Consider the following 23,175-nt stretch of genomic DNA (forward strand, 5'->3'; position numbering starts at 1 on the left):
CGCGGATGCAAATCCGGCGCAACCGCTGCAAGCATGTCCCGGATTAGGCCATCTTGCTTGTGCGAAGCTGAAGATTGTCAGGAAGCCATTCATCAAGCAGCCAGATTCAGCTTCACACAAGGCTCAAGCCGTAGTGATTGGTATGCATGTAAATCATTGCGGCGAGGCGTCATGAATATCATTATCGGGTTTGTCATCACCATTGGCTGCGTGCTTGGTGGATTCATGGCGATGGGCGGACACATCGAGGTGCTCAACCAGCCGTTCGAGCTGGTCATCATCGGCGGCGCCGCGATTGGCGGCTTCATCATGACCAACCCGGTCAAGACCATCAAGGACACGATCTCGGCCCTGGGTGAAGCCTTCAAGAACAAGGTTCCCAAGGAACGCGAGTATCTGGACACCCTGAGCATCCTCTACTCGCTGATGCGTGACCTGCGCACCAAGAGCCGCAACGAGATCGAAGCGCACATCGACAATCCGGAAGAATCCGAGCTGTTCCAGTCGGCCCCGACGATCCTGAAGAACAAGGAACTGACCTCGTTCATCTGCGATTACGTTCGCCTGATCATTATCGGCAATGCCCGTCCGCATGAAATCGAAGCGCTGATGGACGAAGAGATCCAGACCATCGCGCAGGATCGGCTGAAATCCTACCATGCGCTGAGCACCATGTCGGATGCCTGCCCGGCCATCGGCATCATCGCCGCCGTTCTGGGCGTGATCAAAGCCATGGGCGCGATCAACGAATCTCCCGCCGTTCTCGGCGGCCTGATCGGCGCGGCGCTGGTGGGTACGATGCTTGGAATTTTCCTTTCCTACTGTGTGTTCAGCCCGATTGCGACCAACGTGAAGATCGTCCGGACCAAGCAGAACCGGCTCTACACCATCGTCAAGCAGACGCTGCTGGCCTACATGAACGGCTCGGTTCCGCAGGTTGCCCTTGAGCACGGCCGCAAGACCATCTCGTCCTATGAGCGCCCATCCATTGACGCAGTCGAGCAGGAAATGATGAATCCTGGCGGCGGTGGCGACGCAAAGGCGGCTTGACCCGATGAGCGCTGCACCACAAAAAGAGCAATCGGCAGAGCAGCTGGCCTTCGACCCCGACCTGCTGGATCGCATGATCGGCGTCAAGGGCAATGGCGCGGACATCGAGTCCCGAAGCCAGACCCTGCTCAATGCGCTTGGTCCGGTGCTCTCGTCTGCTTTTCTGACGGCCACCGGGGTGACGATCGACGCCCGTCCCGGCGATATCCATCTGGGCCGCCGCCGCGAGTTGCTCTCTGAGTTGAGCGGCGACACCGTCTACTGCGAAGCGACCATTGCCAACTGGTCCAACGACATCTGCAGCCTGTGCGGCACGAAACTGATCATCGGCATGGTGGAATGCCTTCTCGGTGGTTCCGACCCAGACCAGCTCGACATTGCTGCCCGGCCCCTGTCGGGCATCGAACTGGATATGTCCCTGGTGGTTTTCGAGCAGCTCAATGACAGCCTGCGCAACCTGGTCGCGGCAAAGCCTGACGCGAAGGCGAGAGCAAAAAACCCTCAGCCGGAACATCCCGAGGCGGAAGACGATTCGATCGCGGATTTCCATGCAGTCGCCTTGACGCTGGATATCGAATTCGGCGCGGTCGCAGCACCCTTGACACTTATCCTGCCGCAATCCGTGCTGCTCAAGACCAAGGTCAACTCGTCCAAGCTCAACAAAAAGGCCGACGGGAACAAGGGCGAATGGGCCGAGCGGCTGAGCGACCGGGTTTCGAAGTCGCAGATCAGCCTTCAGGCGGCAGTGGCACTGGAATCCCTGGAACTTGGCGAGATAAGCCGTTTGCAGCCCGGCGACCTGATTGCGTTTGCCCATAATGGCGACATCGAGGTCACTCTGAGCGCAAACGGACAACCCCTTTATACCTGTGCGCTGGGGCGCGCGGGCACACGTTATATGGTTAAGGTCGAAGGCCAGGCAGGGCCGGACGAAAACTGGAAAACCGATTTCAAGTGAGATGATGGCCAGGAAGCCCCATGGCAGGCTCCGGGCAAGCTTCAGGCGGGATAAAGACATATGGCTGGTGAAAAAGCACTCGATGGCATTGATGATCTGATGGCGCAGGACGACAGCGCGATAGATGAAGCCGTGGGTGATCTTCGCGGCGTATTGAAGAAAGATGCCGGCTCAGAGCCCGGTCTCACTGAAGAAAGCGTGGATGGTATGGGTGGCGCAGCAGCCTTTGGTTCCGATTTTGGCGCAGACTTCGAGGATGACGCCACAGCCGACGACCCGTTCAACATCGGTGATTCGGCAGCAGACACTTCCGATTTCGGCGCGGGCCTCGACACGCCTGGCCTGGATGGCGGCGATTTCGCAGGCGGGGCGGATTTCGGCGGAGACTTCGGCGTCCCGGATCTGGACGGACCTGCAGCCGCAGCAGCCGGCAATGCGCTGGTTCAGGATTTCGGTTCGGCACAGTCTTCCAATCCCGGCGTCAAGATCGGCGCCAGCGGTTCCACCAACCGCGTCGACCTGGTTCTCGGTATTCCCATAGATGTGCAGATCATTCTCGGTTCGAGCCGGATGGCGGTCTCCACACTGATGAACCTGTCTGAAGGCGCGACCATCGCGCTGGACCGGAAGATCGGAGAACCTGTGGATATCATGGTGAACGGCAAGCTTATCGGCCGCGGAGAGATTACAGTTCTCGAAACCGACGACACCAAGTTCGCCGTCAAGATCATCGAAGTCATCGGCGAACCGCAGAAGAAGTCGAACTGATATGACAAGCTATGATGAGTTCAGCCCCGAGAGCACCGAAGTCAGCACGGCGCTGACCCCATCGGAAAAGGCCGCGGCGGTTCTGCTCGCCATGGGAAAACCGGTTGCCGGCAAGCTGCTCAAGTTCTTCGAACACGAGGAACTGCAGGAAATCATCCAGAAAGCCCAGAACCTGCGCACCATCAAGCCGCAAGAGCTTGTCGAACTGGTCAACGAGTTCGAGGACCTGTTCAGTGAAGGCACAGGCCTGATGGACAACGCCAAGGCGATGGAAGGCATCCTGGAAGAAGGCCTGACACCCGACGAGGTCGATGGGCTTCTCGGACGGCGCACCCAGTTCCAGAGCTATGAGACATCTATCTGGGACCGGCTTCAGGATTCCGATCCGGACCGCGTCGGCAAGTTTCTGCAGAGCGAACATCCGCAGACCGCTGCCTATATCGTGTCGATGCTGCCGACAGCCTTTGCCGGCCGGACGCTGATGAAGCTGCCGGAAAAGGTGCGGGTGGACATCGTGCGCCGTGCGGTCGACCTGAAGAACGTCAACCCGCGCGCTGCCGAAATCATCGAGGCCCGGGTCCGGGATCTGGTCGCCACCATCGAGGCGGAACGGTCGAGCACCGGTTCGGTCAAAGTGGCCGAGATCATGAACGAGCTGTCCAAGCCGGACGTCGAATCACTGCTCGGCGCGCTTGAAACCGTTTCGAAGACCGCCGTGGAAAAAGTGCGGCCGCGTATCTTCCTGTTCGACGATATCCTCCTGATGCCGCAGAAGAGCCGCGTGACGCTGTTCAACGACATCTCGGGCGATATCATCACCACCGCCTTGCGCGGCGCCGACCAGGCCCTGACCGACTCGATTCTGTCGGCCATCGGTGCACGCCAACGCCGGATGATCGAATCGGATCTGGCCGCCGGAACCGCCGGCGTCAGCACCCGGGAAATCGCGGTTGCCCGGCGCAGCATCGCCCAGGAAGCGATCAGGCTTGCCGGACTTGACCAGCTGACGCTGCGTGAGAATCCATCCGCAGACGCCGAAGCCGCTTGAGCCTGAGCTGAGATGGCTGAAGGCGAAGACAAAGACAGCAAAACAGAAGAACCAACAGAGAAAAAAATCCGCGACGCGGTGGACAAGGGCAATGTGCCCTTCAGTCGCGAGGTCCCGGTCTTTGCCTCGACGCTCGGCATGCTGGTGTTTCTTGTATTCTTCCTGCCCAGCAGTGCGGCCAGGTTCACCGAAACACTGCGCGACCTGTTCGAGCAATCGGATGGCTGGCGGCTGACCACCGGCGGCGACGCAATGGCGCTGTTCCAGCTGCTGTTCTTCGAGGCCGGCGGCATTCTGCTTCCTGCATTCGCACTGCTGATGGGATTCGGTATCGCCGCATCGGTGCTGCAGAACATGCCCAGCCCCGTTCTCGACCGGGTTCAGCCGAAGCTGGAGCGGATTTCCATCATCAAGGGTATGGGTCGGATCTACGGCCCCAAGGGCCTGGTGGAATTCGCCAAGAACATCTTCAAGATCGTGGTGGTCTCGACTGTCGTGGCAGTGGTGATGCGGACGGAATTCTATCGCTCGCTCGATTTCATGTTCATGGACCCGATCCTGGTCGCCCCCGACATGGCCCGCATGGCCGGCAAGGTTGTCGTGGTGGTGCTGATCTGCACGGCGACCCTGGCCATCGTTGACATTCTCTGGACCCGCTACAGCTGGCACCAGGACCTGAAGATGAGCAAGCAGGAGATCAAGGACGAATTGAAGCAGTCGGATGGCGATCCGATCATCAAGGCGCGTCAGCGCTCTCTTGCCCGCGACCGTGCACGGCGCCGGATGATCGCAGATGTGCCGCGCGCCACCCTGGTGATCGCAAACCCGACCCATTTCGCGGTCGCCCTGCGCTATGTGCGCGAAGAGGGTGGCGCCCCGATTGTCATAGCCAAGGGCCAGGACCTTATCGCGCTGAAGATCCGTGAAGTTGCCGAAGCGCACGGAATTCCAGTTTTCGAAGATCCTCCGCTTGCGCGCTCCATTTTTGCGCAAGTCTCGGTCGATAACTTCATCCCGCCGGTGTTCTACAAGGCTGTGGCCGAGTTGGTGCACCGGATCTATTCGGCCAAACCAAATTCCACTATTCCAGGCGCGCGCTCATGAAACAGCATCCCTTTACCGCCGAGCAGGAAAAAATCATCGCAGACGCGATCTGTACTGTTGCGAGCGAGCTGCGTCTGATCGACGTGGCTGACCTCATCTCCATGCTTCGCTTCGAACGGCATGGCGACCTTGCCGATCTGGTGGCATCGGCGGCAGAGATGTATTTTCTGCCCGGTACGGTGAAGCTCGGCATCGGCGGGGACTATTATCTCGACTGGGGCGGTCAGCCGCGGGTGGTGCTGGATCTCGAGATCCGTCCCAAGAAGGTGACGATCTATGCACGGCTGGTGCTTGAGCAGGATTGTGGCGGAATCGAAATCAACCATATCGATTTCGAAGAACCGCTGGACGATCCCGACGACAACACGGTCGTTCTTGCCGAAAGCCTGCGCGCCGCGGCCTTCCGTCCCTTCGTCTCGGCGGTGCATGTTTCGCGCCGCTCAGCCTGAGACACTCACGACCGAGCAAGCTTCACAAGACATTACGATAGCCTGTCCCCTGCTTCAGCGCCCGGTTGGGGATGAGCAACCGCTTTCGGCTGCACGCACCGACGCCAGTCAGGCGATGACACCGAGCCTGATTGCCTTGGCGATTGCCTGGATTCGATTGACAGCGTTGAGCTTTGTGGTTGCCGAGCCCAGATAGGCGTTGACGGTGTGAACGGACAGATTGAGCTGTTCGCCGATCGCTTCGCTCTTCATGCCATTGCCAACAAGCTGCAGGCACTCGATTTCCCGATCGTTGAGATTTTCGGTACCGACAGACATCCCGAACGCGAGCCGCAACTTTTCGCGCATCACCGTTACGGACTTCCGGTGCATGTCCATCAGCAGATCATTGTTGAGTATGGCACGGGCATCGAAGAACACCACAAACCCGTTGCCCATCGTTCCCAGCTGCACCGGAAATGCCAGGTGCAGAGCCGTCCCGTCATCGGTGCGGACAATGGTTGCCGGGGAGTGTTCGAAGACAACAGCGTCCCGCGGCGCCAGAATCAGCGGACAGGGGGACGAATACAGGTGACCGAGCAGGAATTCGGATCTGTCGCGGATGAAACTGTTCACCTGATCCTGCGAACCCGGACTCTGAACCACGCATTCGATCTGTCCCGGCTTCAGCAGTGTGTGGGCCTGGACAGTCAGCAGTGCGAACGCCGTGCTGCCACACAGACGCTGCATGGACACGAGCTTGGGAAACAGATCCGCAATCGAACCTGCATTTCCCGCCACGCCAGCACCCGGGGAGCGTTCCGAGCGCTCCGGGGCTTGCGCATCTTGATAGGCTCCGAATTCCATAAGGGGCGTTCCTCTGGCTATATAATGCGCTGGCGAACAGCAAATGCAACTGCTTCGGAGCGGGTTTTTGCACCAGTCTTGTTCATTATGCTGGTGATGTAGTTGTTGACCGTGTTGCGCGAGATCCCGATTATCAATGCAATTTCATCGCTGGTCTTGCCCTCGCCTATCCAGGACAGACATTCAACTTCCCGAACCGTGAGGTCGGACAATGCGTAATTGTTCGATACGATCTCGGGAAATTGCGCCGTGTGATAGGCGGTTGCCAGTGCCACGTCGCGCAATCGGTCATGGGAAACCGAGGCGTCCTTGTCGAACAGAAGAGCCAGCAACATGCGAGCCTGACCGGCATTGTAGGGTATCAGGCACATCCGCCGCGCATATTCGGGTGACAGGTCCACCGAAGCGTCAATCTCCTGAAACATCGGCTCGAAGGCCTGCAGGCAGCGCCGTACCTCGCTTGTACGGGCCTCTGAATCAACGAGCGTCGCCCCGTACTGACGAACAAGGTTGAACGGCCAGTCCGACGTCACGATGAAATCGTGGTTCCGGTCCGAATAAAGATCGGTACGGGCAAGCAGATAGGATCGCGCACCGGCGTAAGTGCAAATCAGGTCCATCCCGCCGGCCAGTTGCCCACGAGTCCGCTGAGCTTCCAATTCATGGATAAACGCCCCGCGCGCGATCATCGACTGCCCTTTCCCCGTACGCGCCATCACCAAGCGACGCATCTACAACCACGATCGTGGATCGGCCCCGCAGAAGCACAGACGATCTGCGCGAGAGTTCGTGATGTGCCCGCCGGGCCAAGCCGCCACTTGTGATTCCCGGCAAAAGGCGAATCAACGAATCAATCCAGCCACGGCCATAGTGTGCCGAAAATTACCCCGAGAAAACATGACCATTTTCTGGGACTGGACATATTGCTTTATCTCTGAGCGAATTTCAGCCTGATCCCGGTGATTTGCCAGCTATGGCGTCGAATCACTCACGATGTGCGAGCGGGCGGCGTCACGACCTTCGCGCGAGCGCATGATGAATTGGTCACGAGCCCGGCCATTCGGCCGCAACTGCGCTGACAGTCGCGTTCTCACAACCGCGCCCCGATTGTACGGAGCGCGAAGCATGGTCTCAGTTCCTGTTCGTGGGAAGAATAGCTCAAGCGCGCAAGCGGCTTGGTGATGACCATGGACGATGTGCCGCCGGGTGAGGCCATTGGCGCGGGCGTCGAGCCTGCCGCCAGAACTTGATCCGTCAGGGGGCAAGCCGCCTGGGCCGGTGCAGTTCGAACCGGCCTCGCTTGTCATGCCATGCTCAAGCTGCTTCGCTCGAAGCCCAGCTCCTGAGGATTTTCGCAGCGCGTTCCTCGTTGATCTCGACCATGCGGGCAAGGCGCCGCTCCGGACCTTCCTTGACGCGACGGTTGAAGGTGCCACTGTCCTCGAGCTCGAGTTCGGATTCGCTTTCCTCGCCGAAGCCAAAGTCTGCACCGAAGCCTTCCATTGGCATCGAGCCACCGCCCATGGCCGCCGGCGAGAAGTCCGGCAATTCCAGTTCATCATCCATGCCAAGTTCATCCTGGCTGGAAGCGCCGGCAGTCCCGCGAAGCAGCGGACGGAAGCCGAACATGATCAGCAGGACAGCAACCGTGATGAACGCCAGGGCATTGATGATGGTGCCAAGCTGTGTCTTCAGCGTATCCATGAAGCCCGGTTGCGCTGCATCGGCGGTCAGGATCTCGCTGGCAAGGAATTCCATGACGGTGACAGTGGCGCGATCGCCGCGCTCAGCATCAATGCCGGAGGCAGAGGCAACCACCTGCTCAAGTTCGGCAAGATAGGCAGCGGTCTGCTCAGGTGTCGGCTCTCCACCCAGCATGGCGTCGATGCGGGCCTTGTTGACCACGACCGCGATCGACAGGCCCTCGATATTGTAGCTGTTGCGGACAGTGGAAACCGTCTTCGAGTTGATCTCGAAATTGGTTTGCTCTTCCTTCCGCTCGGCCAGTTCGCTGGATTTCGGGCCAGCGGCGCCGGTGGCGTCAGGCCCCTGGTCGGGAATGTTCTGCTCGACGGTCGCAGGCGTCGCCGCATTGGATTCGCTGGATGTCTGGTTTTCCCGGGTTATGCGGATGGACCGTTCAACCCGGGATTCGGGATCGTAAACGGTTTCCTGAATCTGCTGACTGTCGGTGTTGACCTTGGCGTTGACGCTGGCCCGGAAGTTCTCGATGCCGAGAAACGGCGACAGGGCTTTTTCGATGTTGGTTTCGACTTCGCCCTGAACAAGCTGCACGATCGAGAGCGAACGGTTGAGGTTCGAGTTCGAGAAGTCGTCGCCGGCGGCAAGCAGCTTGCCGGTCGCGTCGAGCACAGTGACTTCATCAATGGTTAGGCCGGGAACCGAAGACGCAACCAGATGCCGGATCGAATCGGCGGTCCGGCCGGCGATGTTGTTGCCGCCGCGGACCATGACCGATGCCGAAGGCTTCTGGTCTCCACGCCGGAAATTGCCGCGATCCGGCATGACGATGTGAACGCGCGAGGCGGAGATGCCGTTGATGGACTGGATGGTCCGGGCGATTTCGCCCTCAAGTGCGCGCACCCGCGTCACTTCCTGCATGAAGCTGGTCAGTCCGAGAGAGCCGACCTGATCGAACAGTTCGTAGCCCGCGGTGTTGGAGGACGGCAGGCCGCGCTCGGCCAGCAGCATCCGTGCACGGCTTGTCATGCCCGCAGGCACTGTGACAGAACTTCCGTCCGTACCGGTTGCGAAATCGATATTGGCTTCTGCAAGAACCAGACTGATCTGATTGATGTCTTCGCCGGACAGCCCGATATAAAGGGTCTCACGCGTCGGCTTGTTGAGAAATATCGCGGAACCGATAATCAGAAAAATCGACAGGGCGCCAACCCCGACAAGAGCAAACAACTTCGTCTGACCGAGGCCGGCCAGATTCTTAGTAATTTGTGACAGCTGGTTCAACAGACTCATTCTGTATCCGCGCTCAATAAAAGATGCCGGCCACATTGACCGGTATGTTCACCCTAGAGGGCGAAACTTGCGCGAAGATGGTCTGCGGGTCCGCTTTACCCCTCGGTCAGAAAAACTCCAGGTCTCCCGATGCCTTCTGGTAGGTCTCGGCTGATGAGGGTGCATGGATCGAGGCCATGAGGCGCCGCTTCATGTCTTCCAGCGTGATCACATTGAGGGCTGTGGTGATGTCGATGAGGTGCTCAGGCTCCAGCCTTTCACTGATACCGTCCAGGAAATCCGCCAGGCCGTGGGTCTTCTGAACCGCCAGATCGATCCCCTGCATCACCCGCATATGGTCGGGAGAGGCCAGGAACTCGGTCGACCGGCCATTCGACAGCAGCGGCTCGAGCCTTTCGATCAGCTGTGCAACATCAACGAGTTCCGACCGGATACGGGCCATCACTTCACGCAACGGCTCACTTGCGTCGCCGCCGTGGTCATAGGGCAATTGCGTCATGATGGTGGAACTCCTCAGAAAAACTCGATCGATGTGTCCACCGGCTTCGGTGCAATGATTTTTGGCGGCGCTGTTTCGAGTGCCACAGTCTTCTGCATTTCCGCACCCGATAGCGGATACTGGCGCGCACGGCCGCTTACGGGGAAATACTCGAGCTTGCGCCCGACATCGCCGCCGGTGTTGCTGCCAATAATACGGATGCCCTCATCGCTCAGAAACTGCTGGGCAAACTCAGCGTTCTTCTCTCCGACATTGGAGAAGCCCGCGATTGTCTTTGCGCCACCGATAATCTTGGCTTCCAGACGTTCGCGGCGGGCACCCTTCTTGAGCAGGCCGTTGATCAGCAATTCCATCAAGTGCACGCCATAGCGGGTTGCTTCCCCGCCCGAGCCATTGGCCTGGCCGGGCAGAAGAAAATGATTCATGCCACCGACCCCGGCGACGGGGTCACGCATGCATGCAGCCACGCAAGAGCCCAGAATGGTCGACAACACGACGTCCGGATCGTCCGATACTTTATACTCACCCTGGATCACATGGATCCTTCGGAACTGGACGTCTGCTGTCATTTCAGAGATCCAAACACGGCCTCGATCGCCGCTTTCATCTTTTCAATGGTGAACGGCTTGGCCAGAACGTTGTTGGCGCCAAGTGCCGCCGCCTTCTGAACCAATGCCCGGTCACCCTGGGCCGTCAGCATGATAAAGGCCGCTTTCTTGGTTGCCGGATTGGACCGGACCGCCTGGAGAAAGCCCAGACCATCCATTTTCGGCATGTTGAAATCCGAAATCACCAGATGGTGTGGTTGCTGGGCCATGATCTTGGCACCCTGCTCTCCATCACCGGCCACCGTAATCTGGGTGAAACCGAGCTGCTGGAGCGCGTCGCCGAGCAAGAGCCGGCTGGTCACCTGATCATCAACAATAAGAACCTTGATTTTCTGTGCAATGGACATCACGCGACCCTATCTTTGCGAGAGGTTGTAGTTGTTGACTTGAGGACTTCTTCCCCAATCTGATTAAGAGGCAACTGGAAATCGACGGCACCGATTTCGTGCGCGACGCGCGGCATGCCGTAGACGACACAGGTTTTTTCGTTCTGGCCGATGGTGGTGGCGCCAGCCTTGTGCATTTCGAGCAGTCCGGCCGCACCATCACGGCCCATACCCGTCAGGATGATCCCGACCGCCTTGCGCCCTGCGAGCCGGGCGACCGACTGGAACATGACATCGACGGAAGGCCGGTGGCCGTTCACGGGTCCACCTTCGACCAGCATGCAGCGCGGCGCTGTCGGGTTGGATATCTCCATGTGACGGTCACCGCCCGGCGCCAGGTAGATGCGGCCGATCTCGAGACGGTCGCCATCTTCGGCCTCCTTGACCTGCGGAGCGCACAGCCGGTTGAGCCTTTCGGCGAAGCTCTTGGTAAATGTGGCGGGCATGTGCTGGGTAATGACCGTCGGAGGGCAATTGGCCGGAAACTTGGTCAGCACTGCGATCAATGCCTCGACACCACCGGTCGATGCCCCGATGGCAATGATCTTGCGGGCCGGCTGGTAGTCGCTGGGCGCCGAGTAGGCCGGAGCGGCAGCAACCGGCTGCCCACCGACCACCGGCTCAGGCAAGTGGCGCTGCGAACGCGCGGCAGCCTTGACGGTCTCGGCCAGTCCCGCGAATGGCTGCGGGTCGCCGGGCAAGGGCTTGCCGATGCAGTCGAAAGCGCCGATCTCAAGCGCGGCCAGGGTGGCCTCGGCGCCGCGCTGCGTCAGCGTGGACACCATGATCACCGGCATCGGCCGGAGCTTCATGATCTTGTCGAGAAACTCGATGCCGTTCATGTTCGGCATCTCGACGTCGAGAGTGATCACATCGGGGTTGAGCTGCTTTATCGCCGACCGCGCTTCAAGCGCGTCGGCGGCCTCGCCCACAACCTCGATGCCCGGATCGGAACGCAGAACCGCCCTGATCAAGCTCCGCATCGTCGGAGAGTCGTCTACAACAAGTACACGGGTGCGTGCTGTCATGGTTGTCAGATCCTCCCCTTGTGCCGGTAAGTGGTGATGGCCGTGTTTTCAAAGCGGTCCTTGCCCTCGCCGGACAGACGCTCCGAGTGGCCGATATAGAGATGCCCTCCCACCGGCAGCAGGTCGGCATAGCGAACCCAGATCTTCGCCTGGGTCGGTTCATCGAAATAAATCACCACGTTGCGGCAGAAAATGACATCGAACGGACCGCGGAACGGCCATTGTGCCATCAGGTTGAGTTCCTTGAAGCTGATCAGCTGCTTGACCTGATCGCCAACCTGCCAGCGCTTTTCCGGCGTCTGGGTGAACCATTTGCTGCGCATGGCCGCATCGACGGTCTCAATGGACTGGCCATCATAGATACCCGCCTTGGCCTGGGCGATGATCTTCGGATCAATATCCGTGGCAAGGATCTTGATATCCATTGTCGCAACGTTCGGCGCCATAGCGAGCAGCGTCAGGGCAATCGAGTAGGGTTCCTGGCCATCGGAGCAGCCCGCCGACCAGATCCGGACCCGACCGCCGGCCCTGGCCCGCGTGAGAAGATCGGGAAGAACGACCGTGCGGAGATGATCGAAATGATGGTTTTCCCGGAAAAACCGGGTGAAGTTGGTGGTCAGAAAGCTCAGCATCTCGCGGCGCTCGTCCGCACCGGCGGCAGAGCCCACAAGGTCACAGTAGTCCCTGAAGCTGTTGAGCCCGATCTGGCGCAGCCTCTTGGACAGCCGCGAATAGACCAGCGACGCCTTGGTTTCGTTGAGAGCGATACCTGCATCGGAATAGATCATTCCGGCAATCTCGGCGAGATCCTTGCGGGTGAGCGGATACTCTCCCTTCACAAGGGTGTCGTCAGGCCGTCCGGATTGAAGAATTGCAGCGGCGCTCATGCGGCCTCACTTTCAAGGGTCTCAAAAAGGGCGTGGAGTTCGACAAAGCAGATCATGCGGTCATCCATCGGGATCATCCCGCGGATCAGCTCACGATCCACCGACCGGCTGACGTCCGGCGCCGGTTGTATGGAGGCAGTGGCGACAGTGAAGATGTCGGAAACTGAATCCACCAGCAGACCGATTGTCTGCTCACCGATCCGGGTGACGATAATGACATGTTCCTGCGTCGGTTCGGACGCAGCCATCCCGAGGCGCAGCGACAGGTCCATTATCGGCATCACCACGCCGCGAAGATTGATCACGCCACGCACATGGTCCGGCGAATGCGGCAGGATCGTCGCAGGTGTCCAGCTGCGGATTTCCCGCACGGATATGACTTCGACGCAAAACTCCTGATCACCAAGCGTGAAAGCGATCAACTCCAACATATCATTATCCGAAATCCGCATTTGGCCTGTCCTCCTAACCGGTCGCCGCAAGCATCATGTCAGGGCTCAGCGGCTGGCCGCGTGAAGCCGTGACGACTGCATCGACATCAAGGATGAGTGCCACCCTGCCATCGCCGAGAATGGTCGCCGCGGCGATGCCCGGAACGTTGGTGTAGTTGGCCTCGAGGCTTTTGATGACGACCTGGCGCTGTCCCTGGATGGCGTCGACCATGAGGGCTCGCTGACCGCCGCCTTCGGATTCGACCAGCAAGGCCACACCATCGACCGGGTTTGCGAGATCCGAGCGGAAGTTGAGGATGTTGCCGACGTCGACCAGCGGACAGAAGGTATCGCGGATGGCGATAAGCCGCTGGCTTGGGCCAAAGGAATGGATGTCCGACTTCTCAGGCTGAAGCGTCTCGACGATCGCCGTGAGCGGCACCACCAGTGTCTGATTGGCAACTGTGACGACCATTCCGTCAAGAACCGCGAGCGTCAACGGAAGGCTCATGGTGAAGACCGAGCCCTTGCCAGGCTTGGAGGTGATCGAAATCCGGCCTCCGAGTGCCTGGATCGAGCGTTTGACCACATCCATGCCGACGCCACGACCGGAGATATCGGAGATCTTGTCGGCGGTCGAGAAACCGGGATGGAAGATCAGGTTGTCGATATCCTCATCGCTAAGGTTTGCATCCGCCGTGATCAAGCCGTTCTCGATGGCCTTGGCCTTGACGCGTTCACGGTTGATGCCTGCACCGTCGTCGGCGATTTCGATGACGATACGGCCGGACCGGTGTTTCGCGCTGAGACGCAGGACGCCTTCGGCATTCTTGCCGGCCTCGGTGCGCTTCTCTGGCGTTTCCAGGCCGTGGTCGACGGCGTTCCGGATCATGTGGGTCAGCGGCTCGGCGATCTTGTCGATAACCGTCTTGTCGACCTCTGTGTTTTCCCCTTCGGTGACCAGGCGGACCTGCTTGGCGGTCATGTCGGCGATTTCGCGGACGATACGTCCCATACGCTGGAACACCGGCTTGACCGGCTGAGCGCGGATGGCCATGACGCTGTCCTGGATTTCCCGGGTCAGCTGCTGCAGCTCTTCAAGGCCGAGATTGACGGCGGACGAACCGCCACTTTCATTCTCGACGACGCTCTGCGCCAGCATGGCCTGGTTGATCACCAGCTCGCCAACAAGGTTGATGAGGCGATCAACGCGATCAAGGTCAACGCGGATGGTCTGCGGAGCGGCAGGAACGGCGGGAACCACGGTTTCCTTCTTCTCGGCTTCGGCCGCAATCGCCTTGGCGGCCAAGGGCAGATTCGGTGGCGCCATGGATTCGTCGCCAGCGGCCGCGGGAGCCGCAGCAGCGGGAGCGGGAGCGGGCGCTTCGGGAGCAGCAGCCTCTGCGGAAACCGCGGGGACATCCTCCAGCAGAGAAAGATCAAACGGCACGGCCGCCATCGGCTGGTCTCCACCCTGCGCATCCGGAGCGGCAAAAGCCTCCTCGTCGGCGCCGGCGGTGATTTCGACGGTCGAGTCCCATTCGACGAATTCGAAGACGTGACGAACGGCTTCCTCGTCCTGATCGGTTTCAACACGGATCAGCCAGGAGAAGTACGCACCTTCCGGATCAAGCATATCGATCGATGGAAGGTCGTCTGCCTCGCAACGAACCTGAAGATCACCGAGCTTGGCAAGCTCGCGCAGGATCAGAACCGATTCATTGCCCTTCGCATAGAGATCGGACCGCGGCTTGAAGCGGACGGTGAACACCGAGCGGCCATCCTCGATGGCCAAATCGTCGTCGCCATCGAGAGCGTCAAAGCTGAAAGGCACCGGCTGAAAGCCGCTGTCATCTGTGGGTTCGGGTGCTTCGGCAGCCGGAGCCGGCGTTTCGGCCTGCGCGGGCTCGGGGGCCGCAGCAGCGGGGGCCGGTGCCGGTGCAGCTGACGCGCTCGGCAGAGGCTGGCCCTTGGCATAGGCTTCGAGCTCGGCAACCAGACCCGAGGTACGGGAACTTTCGACAGTGCCGCCATCGCGTGAGGCCGCCGTCAGGTCAGCCAGAACATCGGCGGAGCGAAGCATGACCTTGAGCAGGTCCTGCGAAGCTTCAAGCTTGTTGGATCGAACGCAATCAAGTGTTGTCTCAAACACGTGAGCGAAAGAGACAAGGTCATCGAGACCAAAGGCTCCTGCGCCACCCTTGATCGAATGCACGGCGCGGAAAACCGCGTTGACCGTTTCCGGATCGGTGTCGCCATCATTGAGTCGGAGCAGACCGGATTCCAGTTCAGCGAGCTGTTCCTCGCATTCCTGGAAAAAGATCTCCTTGATTTCATTCATATCCATGGGGAAGATCCTGTCAGGCGGTTACACGCTCAATGGCTGCGATCAGCTTGGATGGGTCAAAAGGCTTGACAATCCAACCGGTTGCTCCTGCTTCACGAGCGCGGTTCTTCTTTTCCGCGTCGCTTTCGGTGGTCAAGACCAAGATCGGAATTGCCCGATAACGGTCGTTCTGCCGTACGCCTTCGATAAAACCGAAACCATCAAGACGCGGCATGTTGATGTCGGTGACGATGACATCCGGGTTGGATTCCTCGAGTACCTCGAGACCTTCAACACCATCTTCCGCCTGCACAATGTCAAAGCCTGCATTGTTCAGGGTCACCAGCAACATGTTGCGGATGGTTCGCGAGTCGTCGACCGTGAGAACCTTCTTTTTCATTTCAGCATCTCCTTTGGAAGCAGGGCTTCATCCGAAATTCCTAGTAATTGCAGCGTCTTGACGAAGACTTCCGAGGCCGGTTCGACCTTGAAGTGCTGGTCTTCGGCACGCCAGCTCTTTGCCGCTGCAAGCAGCACCTGGATGCACTGGGCGCCGACGCGGTTGACGTCGGACGCGTCGATATCGATGTCCTCACCCTTGTGTGCGAGCACCTGTTCGTGCAGCCGGCTGGCTGCGTTGAGGTCGAGGACCTCAGGCAGTTTCAAAACTTTCGGTGATGTACCGTCAGACGACATGTCGACTATCCTCGCTGGTGAATGGGCGTGCGCTGTTGGACGCGATCTGTTCATGAATCAGGCTCATCGCGCGAGCCTCCGCTGTGACGGCTGGTCATTCTCGGCCGGGCCGGCTGTCCGCTGGGCGGACAGATCGATGCTCTGGAAACCGGCATGACGCTCCTGGCGGTGCCGCCGGATCTGCTCTCCAAGTTCGGAAATGACAAGTTTGAGGTCGGCGCCCTTCTCGGCCGCGCCGACAAAACGCGCATTGCCGGACCCGATCAGACCGGTGATCTCGCCGAGAGAAGCGGCCGAACCGCCAATGTGACCGGCCTCCGCCTGTGCCTGGGTGCCAACGCCTGCAACAGCTTCCGAAATGCCGCCGACCTGCTCAACCAGTCCGGAAATGGCAGAACGGGTCTGGTCAACCAGTTCGACGCCACGGCCGACATGGGATTTTGCGTCGGACACCAGTTCCTTGATTTCATTGGCAGCACCGGCAGATCTCTGCGCGAGTGCACGTACTTCGGAGGCAACCACGGCAAAGCCTCGGCCGGCATCACCGGCCCGTGCCGCCTCGATGCCGGCATTGAGCGCCAGCAAGTTGGTCTGAAAAGCGATTTCCTCGATCACCGAGATGATCTTGCCGATCTGTTCGGCGGAATTCTCGACACCCGCCATGGCGTCGATAGCATCAGCAACCACACGGTCGCCGGCTTCTGCACTCTTGCGGGCCTGGGAAATCAGGGTTTCGGCTTTCAGGGCGATCTCGGCGGTTTGTTTAATTCGTCCGGCGATCTCGGAGAGGGTGTCGTGCTCTTCGCTGACCGAGGCACCCTGGCGTTCGATCTCGAGACGAACAGCCTCGATGTCGTCGCTCAACCTTACGGCAAGCTGCTCTGCTTCGGCGAGGCTCGCGGCGGATCCGGTCACAAGATCCTCAAGCCGGCTGACGGCGCGATTGAAATTGTCGGCAGCCTGCTGGTGCTGTTCTATCTCCAGAGGGGCGACGCGCACCGAAAGATCGCCTTCGGCGAGGCGTGCAAGTGCTGCTCCGAGGGTGGATTCCACAAGGCTGCGCTCGTTTGCGATGTCCGTCTCGCGCTGCCGGGCTGATGACCGCGCCTGCTCGCCAAGCCGGTGGGTTACCTGCACATCGATATCGATGAGGGCTGCCTTGACGACATCAACGAGACGATCGGCCAGCAGGTTGCGCTCGGACTGGCGCGAAAAGCTCTTGAACAGGCCGGTACGGCTTTCATCGACAAGCCGGCGGATCACCCGTTCCAGGACCAGGGCGTGGCCGCCGATCGACCAGCCTGCATCCAGGCCGATGCGCTGGCGCACCTCGCCCAGGATAACCGACCTGTCCGCATACAAACCATCGAAACGGCCATCGGCGAGGATCGACCAGTGGGCCACTTCGAGTTCCTCGAGCCGGTCGATCTGGCGGGGGGATGAGAAAAGCGAAGCGATTTCAGGTGTGTTCTGGAGCCGTTCAAAGAATGCGGAAAGGGCGACGCGGGCCTCTGCCTCGATCATCGGCCGGATTTCGCGCAGGCGATCACCGCTCTGCTGATCAAGCCGGGTCAGCGCAATTCGCGCGCGCAGGCCGTCAGCAGCCGCTGCATCCCTCACCCTTGCTTGAACCTGCCCCACGCGTTTAACCCCAAAATCCGGCATGCCGCCGAAAACATCAAATCGGGCCTTTTTTTGCTGCGTTTCCGGTGTCACAGACGCCGCTGTCCCTGTCACACTCGTGACAGTACACAGCCGGTGTCTTGGATACCGTGCGCCGCTTGGCCCATGAGAAACTGGAAATCCGGATCTGACCGGAACCTTCGAGCGGCTTCATGCCTTTGTGGGAAGCGGTGCCATCGCACCAACCACAATCCGTAGGTTAGATTGTTTTTTACGTATTAATCCTTGCCCGAAGGTTAACGCCGTTTACCAGTGTTAATCATGTTTTGCTCCAATTCCGTTTCGGACTTGACGAACTCGGGTCCGCCGGAGGCCACACTTGTTGACCTGTTGCAAGCTTCGGGCAAGTTGCAGCGGATAGTTACTGTCCTGTCGATGACAATGATGTCAGTTGGGAACGAGCAATGATTGTTCTAGGAATAGGCGCCGCCGCAATCGCGCTGATCACTCTCGCAAGCTTTTCACTTCTTCTTCGCACGACAGAAACACGTCGTCGGGTCGAACGTATTTTCTGACCCGGAAACACCAAAACGGTGGCGCGACTGTGCGTGTGTGAGCCTGTCCGCTGACAACATGCTCAAGAGCTAACTATTTAATCATTGACTGCAAGATCTTGCAGTCAATGCGGACCGCTGTCGCCGTCTGACTGCTGTGTCTGCCACTGTTTCCGACATCGGCAGCCCCACCGGTACCGTCAGAATCAAGTGGTGCCCGGCCTTCTACAGGCCGATGATGTGATTGTCCCAGGCCCGATCATGGCTGGCGGCTCCGAAACGTCCTGTTTCGCTGGAACTGACAAAGCCATCCCCGCGGGCATGAACACCACAGCTGCCCGGCTGCACCACTATGTTCAATGTACCGACCGTCTGCGTGTCGAGGGTGACAACCACGCCCGCCTTTGGGGATGTGACCGCGAGTGTGGCGCCATCATTGCCAATGGCGACGGAGCCTGCATACTTGCCAAGGGCTGCGGCGGCGGCACCATCGAGTTCGACCGTCGAAAGCCCCTTGTCCTGATCCAGGCAGGCGAGAACAGGAACATCGTCGAGGAGGTCGCCTTCGTACTGGCCGCCGATCCAGACCTGGCTGCGGGCGTCCACCGCCATATGCCGAAGCGACAGGCGGTGGAGCCGCGATGCCAGGACGTGGAACGAAAGCAGCGAGCCGGTTGCAATGTCGATCAGCACGACCGACGGCGCCATGGTCGGAAGGTTGAGCTTCTGACGCCCCTGGTCCGGGTGGGTGCGGATACCGCCATTGGCAACACACAGGGTCTTCCCGTCAGGCATCAGAACGATCTCGTGCGGACCGATGCCGCCGGTGGCGAATTCACCGAGCCGCTTGAAGCCATCGGTGCCGTCGTAGATGCCAATGACACCATCACCTGTTTCATAGGCGTTCTCGGCCGCATAGAGCAGACGGCCGTCAGCGGAAAAAACACCATGGCCATAGAAGTGCCGGTTGTGCGGGGTATGAAACAGCTGAGGTTCGGCGGCCTTCCGTCGGTCAAGCGCAAGTGCGAAATTGCCCGGACGCCGGGCGAAAGCCACCAGCCACCTGGCATTCGGGCGGGCTGCAAAACCATGCCCGCGGCCGGGCAATGGATGGCTTGAGACAATCGCATCGTCGCCGTCCAGGATCGAAATTCCGTAGCCGCCCTGGCGATCCTTGTAGGCGGCGGCGAACAGGACCTCGGCTGCGCTCAGTTTTTCCGCGTTTGCGGGCGTGAGACCGCCCAGCCAGGCGAGCCCCGCGCCCGCGAGAAACGCACGTCTTTCCAGAAGAAGAGGTTTCAATCGCCGTCTCCGAAGGAAAAACCGACAGCAAGACCACCCGCCTGGGCGAATTCCTGATCAAGGCGATCGATGATGATCCTGATGGCGTAATCGAGATAAACCAGCTTGTCGCGGGTCTGCGGCTCTCCAAGCAGTGCCGCGACGGGAGCATCAAGGCTGCTCGCTGTGCGAACGGCCTGGTCGAACTCAAAGCGTATCGTGTCCGCAAGCCTTGGCGCGCTCTGCTGTGAGACGATTTCAATGCCGCTTAGATTGAACATCGCCTCTAGACCATCGAGGTTGGCGCGGATTGACGCCATCGTCATTCCGGACCGCCAGAAAAGCGCCGATTTGGGCCTGTCCCGGTTGGCGTCTTCGCGCTCTAGGAAAGCATTGATGCGGGTGTCACGGATGGCTTCAAGCCCGTGAATCATCTGGCCGAGCAGCAGGTTGAGAGCTTCAGCATCGGTTCTGAACAGGGGATTTGACGCCGCAGGTGCAAGAAACGCCGCTGTCAACTCGCCTCCATCCCGCCATCCGTCGATGAGCTCCCGGGACAGATTGACCAGATTGCCGGCGGCAGCACGGGCAAAGGCACAGCGGTGCGATGCTTCCGCACCGGCCAGTTGGTCGCTGCCGCTGCCAAAAAGAATGAATTCGAGAGCGCCCAATCCCTGCATGGCGACGCTCTGAGAGGAGAGTGTCTCTACCTTAATAACGCTTTCGTTCCGGGACGCGATGGCTGCCTGGACCTGTTTGCGCCCGGTGCCCTTGCGGTCCGGGAAAAACAGGATGCGCTCAAGCCGGTTTTCGGACATCACCGGGCCGATTCTGAGCCATTCCATCCGGGACCAGCGATCAACCGTGGCACGAAAGCCCGAACGCGCCGCCTCCAGGTGCTCGCCTGACGGGGTGGCGCACAGTTCCGCGATGGACGTTTCCAGGTCAGAGGCAGCGATTTTGACTTCGCCGTAACCGGGCCGGATGTAGCTGACCAGCATCCGTTCCAGTACAGGCGCGATCGGGGGATGGACAGGGCCCTGCTCCGACCTGGCGGCGGAAGTGGCGACGATCAGCGCCACCAGACAGATCAGGATACGGTTCATCACAGGCTTTCAAGGAACTCGAGGAGATTGTCGCGTTCGGACCGTTCCAGTGCGGCGAAGCCATCGCGGGCGGTCTCGGCCTCACCGCCGTGCCAGAGAATGGCCTCGGTCAGGTTGCGCGCGCGGCCATCGTGCAGGAAGAAGGTATGGCCGTTTACAACCCTGGTCAATCCGGCACCCCAGAGTGGCGGTGTGCGCCATTCACGGCCATTGGCCACGCCAACCTGCTGGCCGTCGGCAAGGCCTTCACCCATGTCATGCAGCAGGAAATCGGAATAGGGCCAGATCAGCTGGAACCGATGCACCTCGGTCTCAGCGGCGCGGGAGGTGACGTATTTGGGGACGTGACAGGAGGTGCAGCCAAGATCGTAGAACAACTGTTTGCCCGCCAATACACCGGCATCGTCAACCAGGCGGCGTGCCGGCACGGCGAGATTTTGCGAATAGAACGTGACCAGATCCAGCACCGGATCAGGAGCTTCGGTGTCTCCAAGATCAGCCTGGACACCGATAGGCAATGCAAGGCATTCGGCCTGGCCTGCCGTGCAGTCGCCATGACCCGATGGGACATCGGGAGTGGAAATGCCTATGTCGCCCGAAAAAGCGCCGGCGGTCTGCTGGCGCACCGTGGCATTCTGGGCCTTCCAGCCGAAGCGTCCAATGGCGAGCTTGCCGCTGGCCGGGTCGCGGGCCAGCGCGACGCGGCCGGAAATGCCGTCGCCATCATTGTCATCCGGGTCGGCGTTGGCGAGAATGTCAGCCGGGTGAATGGCCTCGATCAGGCCCATGCCGGTCATCGGCGGAGTCATCCGCGGCGAAAGCGTCGTTTCCGGATCCAGCGGTCCGAAGCCAAGATCGGCAACGCTGTAGCTTGGCTTGCGAAGCGAGATCAGGGTGCCGTCGCCGAGTTCGAACGGCTGCTCCCGGTACTCGATCACCATCCGGCCCTCGGCCTTGAGGCCAGGCACCGCAAGGTCCTGAAGCTGCCCTCCATAGACCGGATCAGGCAACGACGCGGTCACGTATGTCTCAAGAGCCTGCCGCTCCTCATCGTTCCGGGCCGGCCGGGCAAGCCGCAGGAACATGGATGTTGCGTCCGCAGCCGCTTCGGGCGGATGGCCGCGGCCATCCTTGATGTGGCAGCTCTGGCAGGCCCGGGCATTGAAGAGCGGCCCCAAGCCGTCCGAAGCGAGGGTCGAGGAAGGAGACGACACCCAGAGCTTGCGGAACAGCGCATTGCCGAGCTTGAATGTTTCTTCCTGCTTGAAACTCAGGTTGGCGTTGAAATGCGACAGGGCATCACGATTGACCAGCTTGGTGGACGTACCGGCACCGCCCTGCATACGCTCGAACTTTTCCGCGGCAACGAAGCTGGTGGCAGGCTTGACGACGCGCTCGACCCGTTTGCGATCGGTTTGGGTGAGGTCGTCGCGGTTGTGGGGCAGATCCGTGAGACGGTCGGCATAGGCCGGTAACAGACCGGCAAGTACAATGGCCGCGACCGCAGTACCCGGCACTGCGAGAGAGAATGCGCGGGCCCCGGACTTGATGATTTTACGTAATGAAAAGTGCTCGGTCATACAGCGCCACGCAGATATGGTCTTGCAGGCACATAAATTCTGAAGTCGGCGATCATAATCAATCCCGCGCAGAGCCCCCATAAGGGCCCTTGTGTATTGCTAATAGCTACTCCGCATCCGCAGATGCGGCATTCAGCAGACCGTATTTTTCCTCTCCGAGGCGCGAAAGAAGCTCGAGTTGGGTCTCGAGGAAATCTATGTGACCCTCTTCATCGGCAATCAGTTCCTCGAACAGGTTCTTGCTGACATAGTCGCCTTCCTGCTCGCAGATGTCGCGTGACTTGGTGTAGGCCTTCCAGGCGTCCTGCTCGCCGGCCAGATCACATTCGAGCACTTCCCTGATGGTCTGTCCGATCCTCAGCGGCGCCACGGTCTGCAGGTTGGGGAACCCATCGAGAAAGATGATCCGCTCGACAAGCTTGTCGGCATGCTGCATTTCCTCGATGCTTTCCGCACGTTCCTTGGCGGCAAGCTTGGCGTAGCCCCAGTCTTCCAGCAGCCGGTAGTGCAACCAGTACTGGTTGACCGCACCGAGTTCGAGGAACAGGGCCTCGTTCAGGCACTCAACGACTTTTTTGCTCTTTTTCATCAACAGTCCATGTCCTTGTGGTTAAAACGCCTCGCATTTTGCACCATCAGGTCAATTGTGGCGACGGTCTTTTGGAAGCCACTCTTCTTTTTGCATTCTCCATGCGGACACGCTGGTCGGCGATGCGTGCGAGCAGATCCACCACCTTTGGCGCAGGGCTGTTCATCAACGAATGGTAGCGTTCGGTTGTCTCGACAATAATATCAATCACACCGGGAAAGCAACCACAGCACTTGCCACGTGCGCTGACGGCCTGGAACACCTTTCCGGGGGTGATCAATTGCCACTCATCCTGGTCGAGAAACTCAATGATGACCTGCTCGATGTCCTTCCGGGTAACGATGTTGCAACTGCAAACGATCAT

General features: G+C 59.7%; 24 protein-coding genes. 6 read left to right on the forward strand and 18 right to left on the reverse strand.

All coding sequences use genetic code 11. From position 1 onward, the window contains the following. The first annotated feature begins 171 nt into the window (after positions 1-171). From motA to SPHINGO391_RS18255, 6 genes are read left to right on the forward strand one after another with little or no spacing between them, the layout of a single operon-like run. The gene (motA, locus tag SPHINGO391_RS18230; protein ID WP_152010175.1) at positions 172-1,050 is read left to right on the forward strand and encodes a flagellar motor stator protein MotA; all 879 of its coding nucleotides are present in this window, start codon (positions 172-174) and stop codon (positions 1,048-1,050) included. A 4-nt stretch (positions 1,051-1,054) separates the two neighbouring features. Further along, positions 1,055-2,008, forward strand: a complete 954-nt coding sequence (locus SPHINGO391_RS18235) for a FliM/FliN family flagellar motor switch protein (RefSeq protein ID WP_152010176.1) — start codon at positions 1,055-1,057, stop codon at positions 2,006-2,008. A 60-nt stretch (positions 2,009-2,068) separates the two neighbouring features. Further along, a complete protein-coding gene (fliN, locus tag SPHINGO391_RS18240) occupies positions 2,069-2,776 on the forward strand; it encodes a flagellar motor switch protein FliN (protein ID WP_152010177.1) in 708 nt (235 codons plus the stop codon). Between the two features lies 1 nt (position 2,777). Continuing rightward, on the forward strand, positions 2,778-3,824 hold the full coding sequence (locus SPHINGO391_RS18245; RefSeq protein WP_152010178.1) for a flagellar motor switch protein FliG: 1,047 nt from the start codon (positions 2,778-2,780) through the stop codon (positions 3,822-3,824). A gap of 12 nt (positions 3,825-3,836) precedes the next feature. Then, positions 3,837-4,928, forward strand: a complete 1,092-nt coding sequence (gene flhB, locus SPHINGO391_RS18250; protein ID WP_152010179.1) for a flagellar biosynthesis protein FlhB — start codon at positions 3,837-3,839, stop codon at positions 4,926-4,928. Further along, positions 4,925-5,377, forward strand: a complete 453-nt coding sequence (locus tag SPHINGO391_RS18255) for a hypothetical protein (RefSeq protein ID WP_152010180.1) — start codon at positions 4,925-4,927, stop codon at positions 5,375-5,377. Before flhB ends, SPHINGO391_RS18255 begins: the two co-directional genes overlap by 4 nt. A 108-nt stretch (positions 5,378-5,485) precedes the next feature. On the opposite strand, the gene SPHINGO391_RS18260 is transcribed toward SPHINGO391_RS18255, so the two are convergent. From SPHINGO391_RS18260 to SPHINGO391_RS18345, 18 genes are all read right to left on the reverse strand, one after another. Next, the gene (locus SPHINGO391_RS18260) at positions 5,486-6,223 is read right to left on the reverse strand and encodes a helix-turn-helix transcriptional regulator (protein WP_152010181.1); all 738 of its coding nucleotides are present in this window, start codon (positions 6,221-6,223) and stop codon (positions 5,486-5,488) included. Positions 6,224-6,240: 17 nt separating this feature from the next. Next, entirely contained in the window at positions 6,241-6,912 is a 672-nt protein-coding gene (locus tag SPHINGO391_RS18265) for a LuxR C-terminal-related transcriptional regulator (RefSeq protein ID WP_193217340.1), read from the reverse strand. A gap of 625 nt (positions 6,913-7,537) precedes the next feature. Beyond that, positions 7,538-9,217, reverse strand: a complete 1,680-nt coding sequence (gene fliF / locus SPHINGO391_RS18270; protein ID WP_152010183.1) for a flagellar basal-body MS-ring/collar protein FliF — start codon at positions 9,215-9,217, stop codon at positions 7,538-7,540. 106 nt (positions 9,218-9,323) lie between these two features. Next, complete coding sequence (locus tag SPHINGO391_RS18275) at positions 9,324-9,716, reverse strand: hypothetical protein (protein ID WP_152010184.1); 393 nt, start codon at positions 9,714-9,716, stop codon at positions 9,324-9,326. Between the two features lie 14 nt (positions 9,717-9,730). Then, on the reverse strand, positions 9,731-10,285 hold the full coding sequence (cheD, locus tag SPHINGO391_RS18280; RefSeq protein WP_152010185.1) for a chemoreceptor glutamine deamidase CheD: 555 nt from the start codon (positions 10,283-10,285) through the stop codon (positions 9,731-9,733). Beyond that, on the reverse strand, positions 10,282-10,671 hold the full coding sequence (locus tag SPHINGO391_RS18285) for a response regulator (protein WP_097108711.1): 390 nt from the start codon (positions 10,669-10,671) through the stop codon (positions 10,282-10,284). Before SPHINGO391_RS18285 ends, cheD begins: the two co-directional genes overlap by 4 nt. Further along, positions 10,671-11,738: a chemotaxis response regulator protein-glutamate methylesterase gene (locus tag SPHINGO391_RS18290; protein ID WP_152010186.1), complete on the reverse strand. Its 1,068-nt coding sequence runs from the start codon at positions 11,736-11,738 to the stop codon at positions 10,671-10,673. The genes SPHINGO391_RS18285 and SPHINGO391_RS18290 overlap by 1 nt, the downstream gene beginning before the upstream one ends. Before the next feature lie 5 nt (positions 11,739-11,743). Continuing rightward, complete coding sequence (locus SPHINGO391_RS18295) at positions 11,744-12,625, reverse strand: protein-glutamate O-methyltransferase (RefSeq protein ID WP_152010187.1); 882 nt, start codon at positions 12,623-12,625, stop codon at positions 11,744-11,746. After that, positions 12,622-13,056: a chemotaxis protein CheW gene (locus SPHINGO391_RS18300; RefSeq protein ID WP_244615237.1), complete on the reverse strand. Its 435-nt coding sequence runs from the start codon at positions 13,054-13,056 to the stop codon at positions 12,622-12,624. The genes SPHINGO391_RS18295 and SPHINGO391_RS18300 overlap by 4 nt, the downstream gene beginning before the upstream one ends. 34 nt (positions 13,057-13,090) lie before the next feature. Then, positions 13,091-15,403, reverse strand: coding sequence for a chemotaxis protein CheA (locus SPHINGO391_RS18305; RefSeq protein ID WP_152010189.1), 2,313 nt, complete (start codon positions 15,401-15,403; stop codon positions 13,091-13,093). A 13-nt stretch (positions 15,404-15,416) separates the two neighbouring features. Continuing rightward, positions 15,417-15,782: a response regulator gene (locus SPHINGO391_RS18310; RefSeq protein WP_152010190.1), complete on the reverse strand. Its 366-nt coding sequence runs from the start codon at positions 15,780-15,782 to the stop codon at positions 15,417-15,419. Next, a complete protein-coding gene (locus SPHINGO391_RS18315; protein WP_152010191.1) occupies positions 15,779-16,078 on the reverse strand; it encodes an STAS domain-containing protein in 300 nt (99 codons plus the stop codon). Before SPHINGO391_RS18315 ends, SPHINGO391_RS18310 begins: the two co-directional genes overlap by 4 nt. Before the next feature lie 63 nt (positions 16,079-16,141). Beyond that, positions 16,142-17,719 carry a globin-coupled sensor protein gene (locus SPHINGO391_RS18320; protein ID WP_280177931.1) on the reverse strand — a complete coding sequence of 526 codons (1,578 nt, stop codon included), beginning with the start codon at positions 17,717-17,719 and terminating at the stop codon, positions 16,142-16,144. 761 nt (positions 17,720-18,480) lie between these two features. Next, a complete protein-coding gene (locus tag SPHINGO391_RS18325; protein ID WP_193217341.1) occupies positions 18,481-19,557 on the reverse strand; it encodes a DUF1513 domain-containing protein in 1,077 nt (358 codons plus the stop codon). Further along, entirely contained in the window at positions 19,554-20,642 is a 1,089-nt protein-coding gene (locus SPHINGO391_RS18330) for an imelysin family protein (RefSeq protein ID WP_152010194.1), read from the reverse strand. The genes SPHINGO391_RS18325 and SPHINGO391_RS18330 overlap by 4 nt, the downstream gene beginning before the upstream one ends. Then, positions 20,642-22,222: a di-heme oxidoredictase family protein gene (locus tag SPHINGO391_RS18335; RefSeq protein ID WP_152010195.1), complete on the reverse strand. Its 1,581-nt coding sequence runs from the start codon at positions 22,220-22,222 to the stop codon at positions 20,642-20,644. Before SPHINGO391_RS18335 ends, SPHINGO391_RS18330 begins: the two co-directional genes overlap by 1 nt. A gap of 106 nt (positions 22,223-22,328) precedes the next feature. After that, positions 22,329-22,811: a bacterioferritin gene (bfr, locus tag SPHINGO391_RS18340; protein WP_152010196.1), complete on the reverse strand. Its 483-nt coding sequence runs from the start codon at positions 22,809-22,811 to the stop codon at positions 22,329-22,331. A 46-nt stretch (positions 22,812-22,857) separates the two neighbouring features. Then, complete coding sequence (locus SPHINGO391_RS18345) at positions 22,858-23,175, reverse strand: (2Fe-2S)-binding protein (protein WP_152010197.1); 318 nt, start codon at positions 23,173-23,175, stop codon at positions 22,858-22,860.

Source organism: Hoeflea sp. EC-HK425 (assembly GCF_902498795.1).
In the GTDB taxonomy this organism is placed as follows: domain Bacteria; phylum Pseudomonadota; class Alphaproteobacteria; order Rhizobiales; family Rhizobiaceae; genus Hoeflea; species Hoeflea alexandrii.

Bases quoted from the DNA above. Each gene is read 5' to 3' on its own strand.
- SPHINGO391_RS18260 (WP_152010181.1), bottom strand. From the start codon at position 6,223: ATGGAATTCGGAGCCTATCAAGATGCGCAAGCCCCGGAGCGCTCGGAA.
- fliN (WP_152010177.1), top strand. From the start codon at position 2,069: ATGGCTGGTGAAAAAGCACTCGATGGCATTGATGATCTGATGGCGCAG.
- SPHINGO391_RS18235 (WP_152010176.1), top strand. From the start codon at position 1,055: ATGAGCGCTGCACCACAAAAAGAGCAATCGGCAGAGCAGCTGGCCTTC.
- SPHINGO391_RS18295 (WP_152010187.1), bottom strand. From the start codon at position 12,625: ATGAGCGCCGCTGCAATTCTTCAATCCGGACGGCCTGACGACACCCTT.
- SPHINGO391_RS18315 (WP_152010191.1), bottom strand. From the start codon at position 16,078: ATGTCGTCTGACGGTACATCACCGAAAGTTTTGAAACTGCCTGAGGTC.
- fliF (WP_152010183.1), bottom strand. From the start codon at position 9,217: ATGAGTCTGTTGAACCAGCTGTCACAAATTACTAAGAATCTGGCCGGC.
- SPHINGO391_RS18310 (WP_152010190.1), bottom strand. From the start codon at position 15,782: ATGAAAAAGAAGGTTCTCACGGTCGACGACTCGCGAACCATCCGCAAC.
- SPHINGO391_RS18265 (WP_193217340.1), bottom strand. From the start codon at position 6,912: ATGATCGCGCGCGGGGCGTTTATCCATGAATTGGAAGCTCAGCGGACT.
- SPHINGO391_RS18275 (WP_152010184.1), bottom strand. From the start codon at position 9,716: ATGACGCAATTGCCCTATGACCACGGCGGCGACGCAAGTGAGCCGTTG.
- motA (WP_152010175.1), top strand. From the start codon at position 172: ATGAATATCATTATCGGGTTTGTCATCACCATTGGCTGCGTGCTTGGT.
- SPHINGO391_RS18290 (WP_152010186.1), bottom strand. From the start codon at position 11,738: ATGACAGCACGCACCCGTGTACTTGTTGTAGACGACTCTCCGACGATG.
- SPHINGO391_RS18255 (WP_152010180.1), top strand. From the start codon at position 4,925: ATGAAACAGCATCCCTTTACCGCCGAGCAGGAAAAAATCATCGCAGAC.
- SPHINGO391_RS18300 (WP_244615237.1), bottom strand. From the start codon at position 13,056: ATGTTGGAGTTGATCGCTTTCACGCTTGGTGATCAGGAGTTTTGCGTC.
- SPHINGO391_RS18245 (WP_152010178.1), top strand. From the start codon at position 2,778: ATGACAAGCTATGATGAGTTCAGCCCCGAGAGCACCGAAGTCAGCACG.
- SPHINGO391_RS18305 (WP_152010189.1), bottom strand. From the start codon at position 15,403: ATGGATATGAATGAAATCAAGGAGATCTTTTTCCAGGAATGCGAGGAA.
- cheD (WP_152010185.1), bottom strand. From the start codon at position 10,285: ATGACAGCAGACGTCCAGTTCCGAAGGATCCATGTGATCCAGGGTGAG.
- SPHINGO391_RS18330 (WP_152010194.1), bottom strand. From the start codon at position 20,642: ATGAACCGTATCCTGATCTGTCTGGTGGCGCTGATCGTCGCCACTTCC.
- bfr (WP_152010196.1), bottom strand. From the start codon at position 22,811: ATGAAAAAGAGCAAAAAAGTCGTTGAGTGCCTGAACGAGGCCCTGTTC.
- SPHINGO391_RS18345 (WP_152010197.1), bottom strand. From the start codon at position 23,175: ATGATCGTTTGCAGTTGCAACATCGTTACCCGGAAGGACATCGAGCAG.
- SPHINGO391_RS18285 (WP_097108711.1), bottom strand. From the start codon at position 10,671: ATGTCCATTGCACAGAAAATCAAGGTTCTTATTGTTGATGATCAGGTG.
- flhB (WP_152010179.1), top strand. From the start codon at position 3,837: ATGGCTGAAGGCGAAGACAAAGACAGCAAAACAGAAGAACCAACAGAG.
- SPHINGO391_RS18335 (WP_152010195.1), bottom strand. From the start codon at position 22,222: ATGACCGAGCACTTTTCATTACGTAAAATCATCAAGTCCGGGGCCCGC.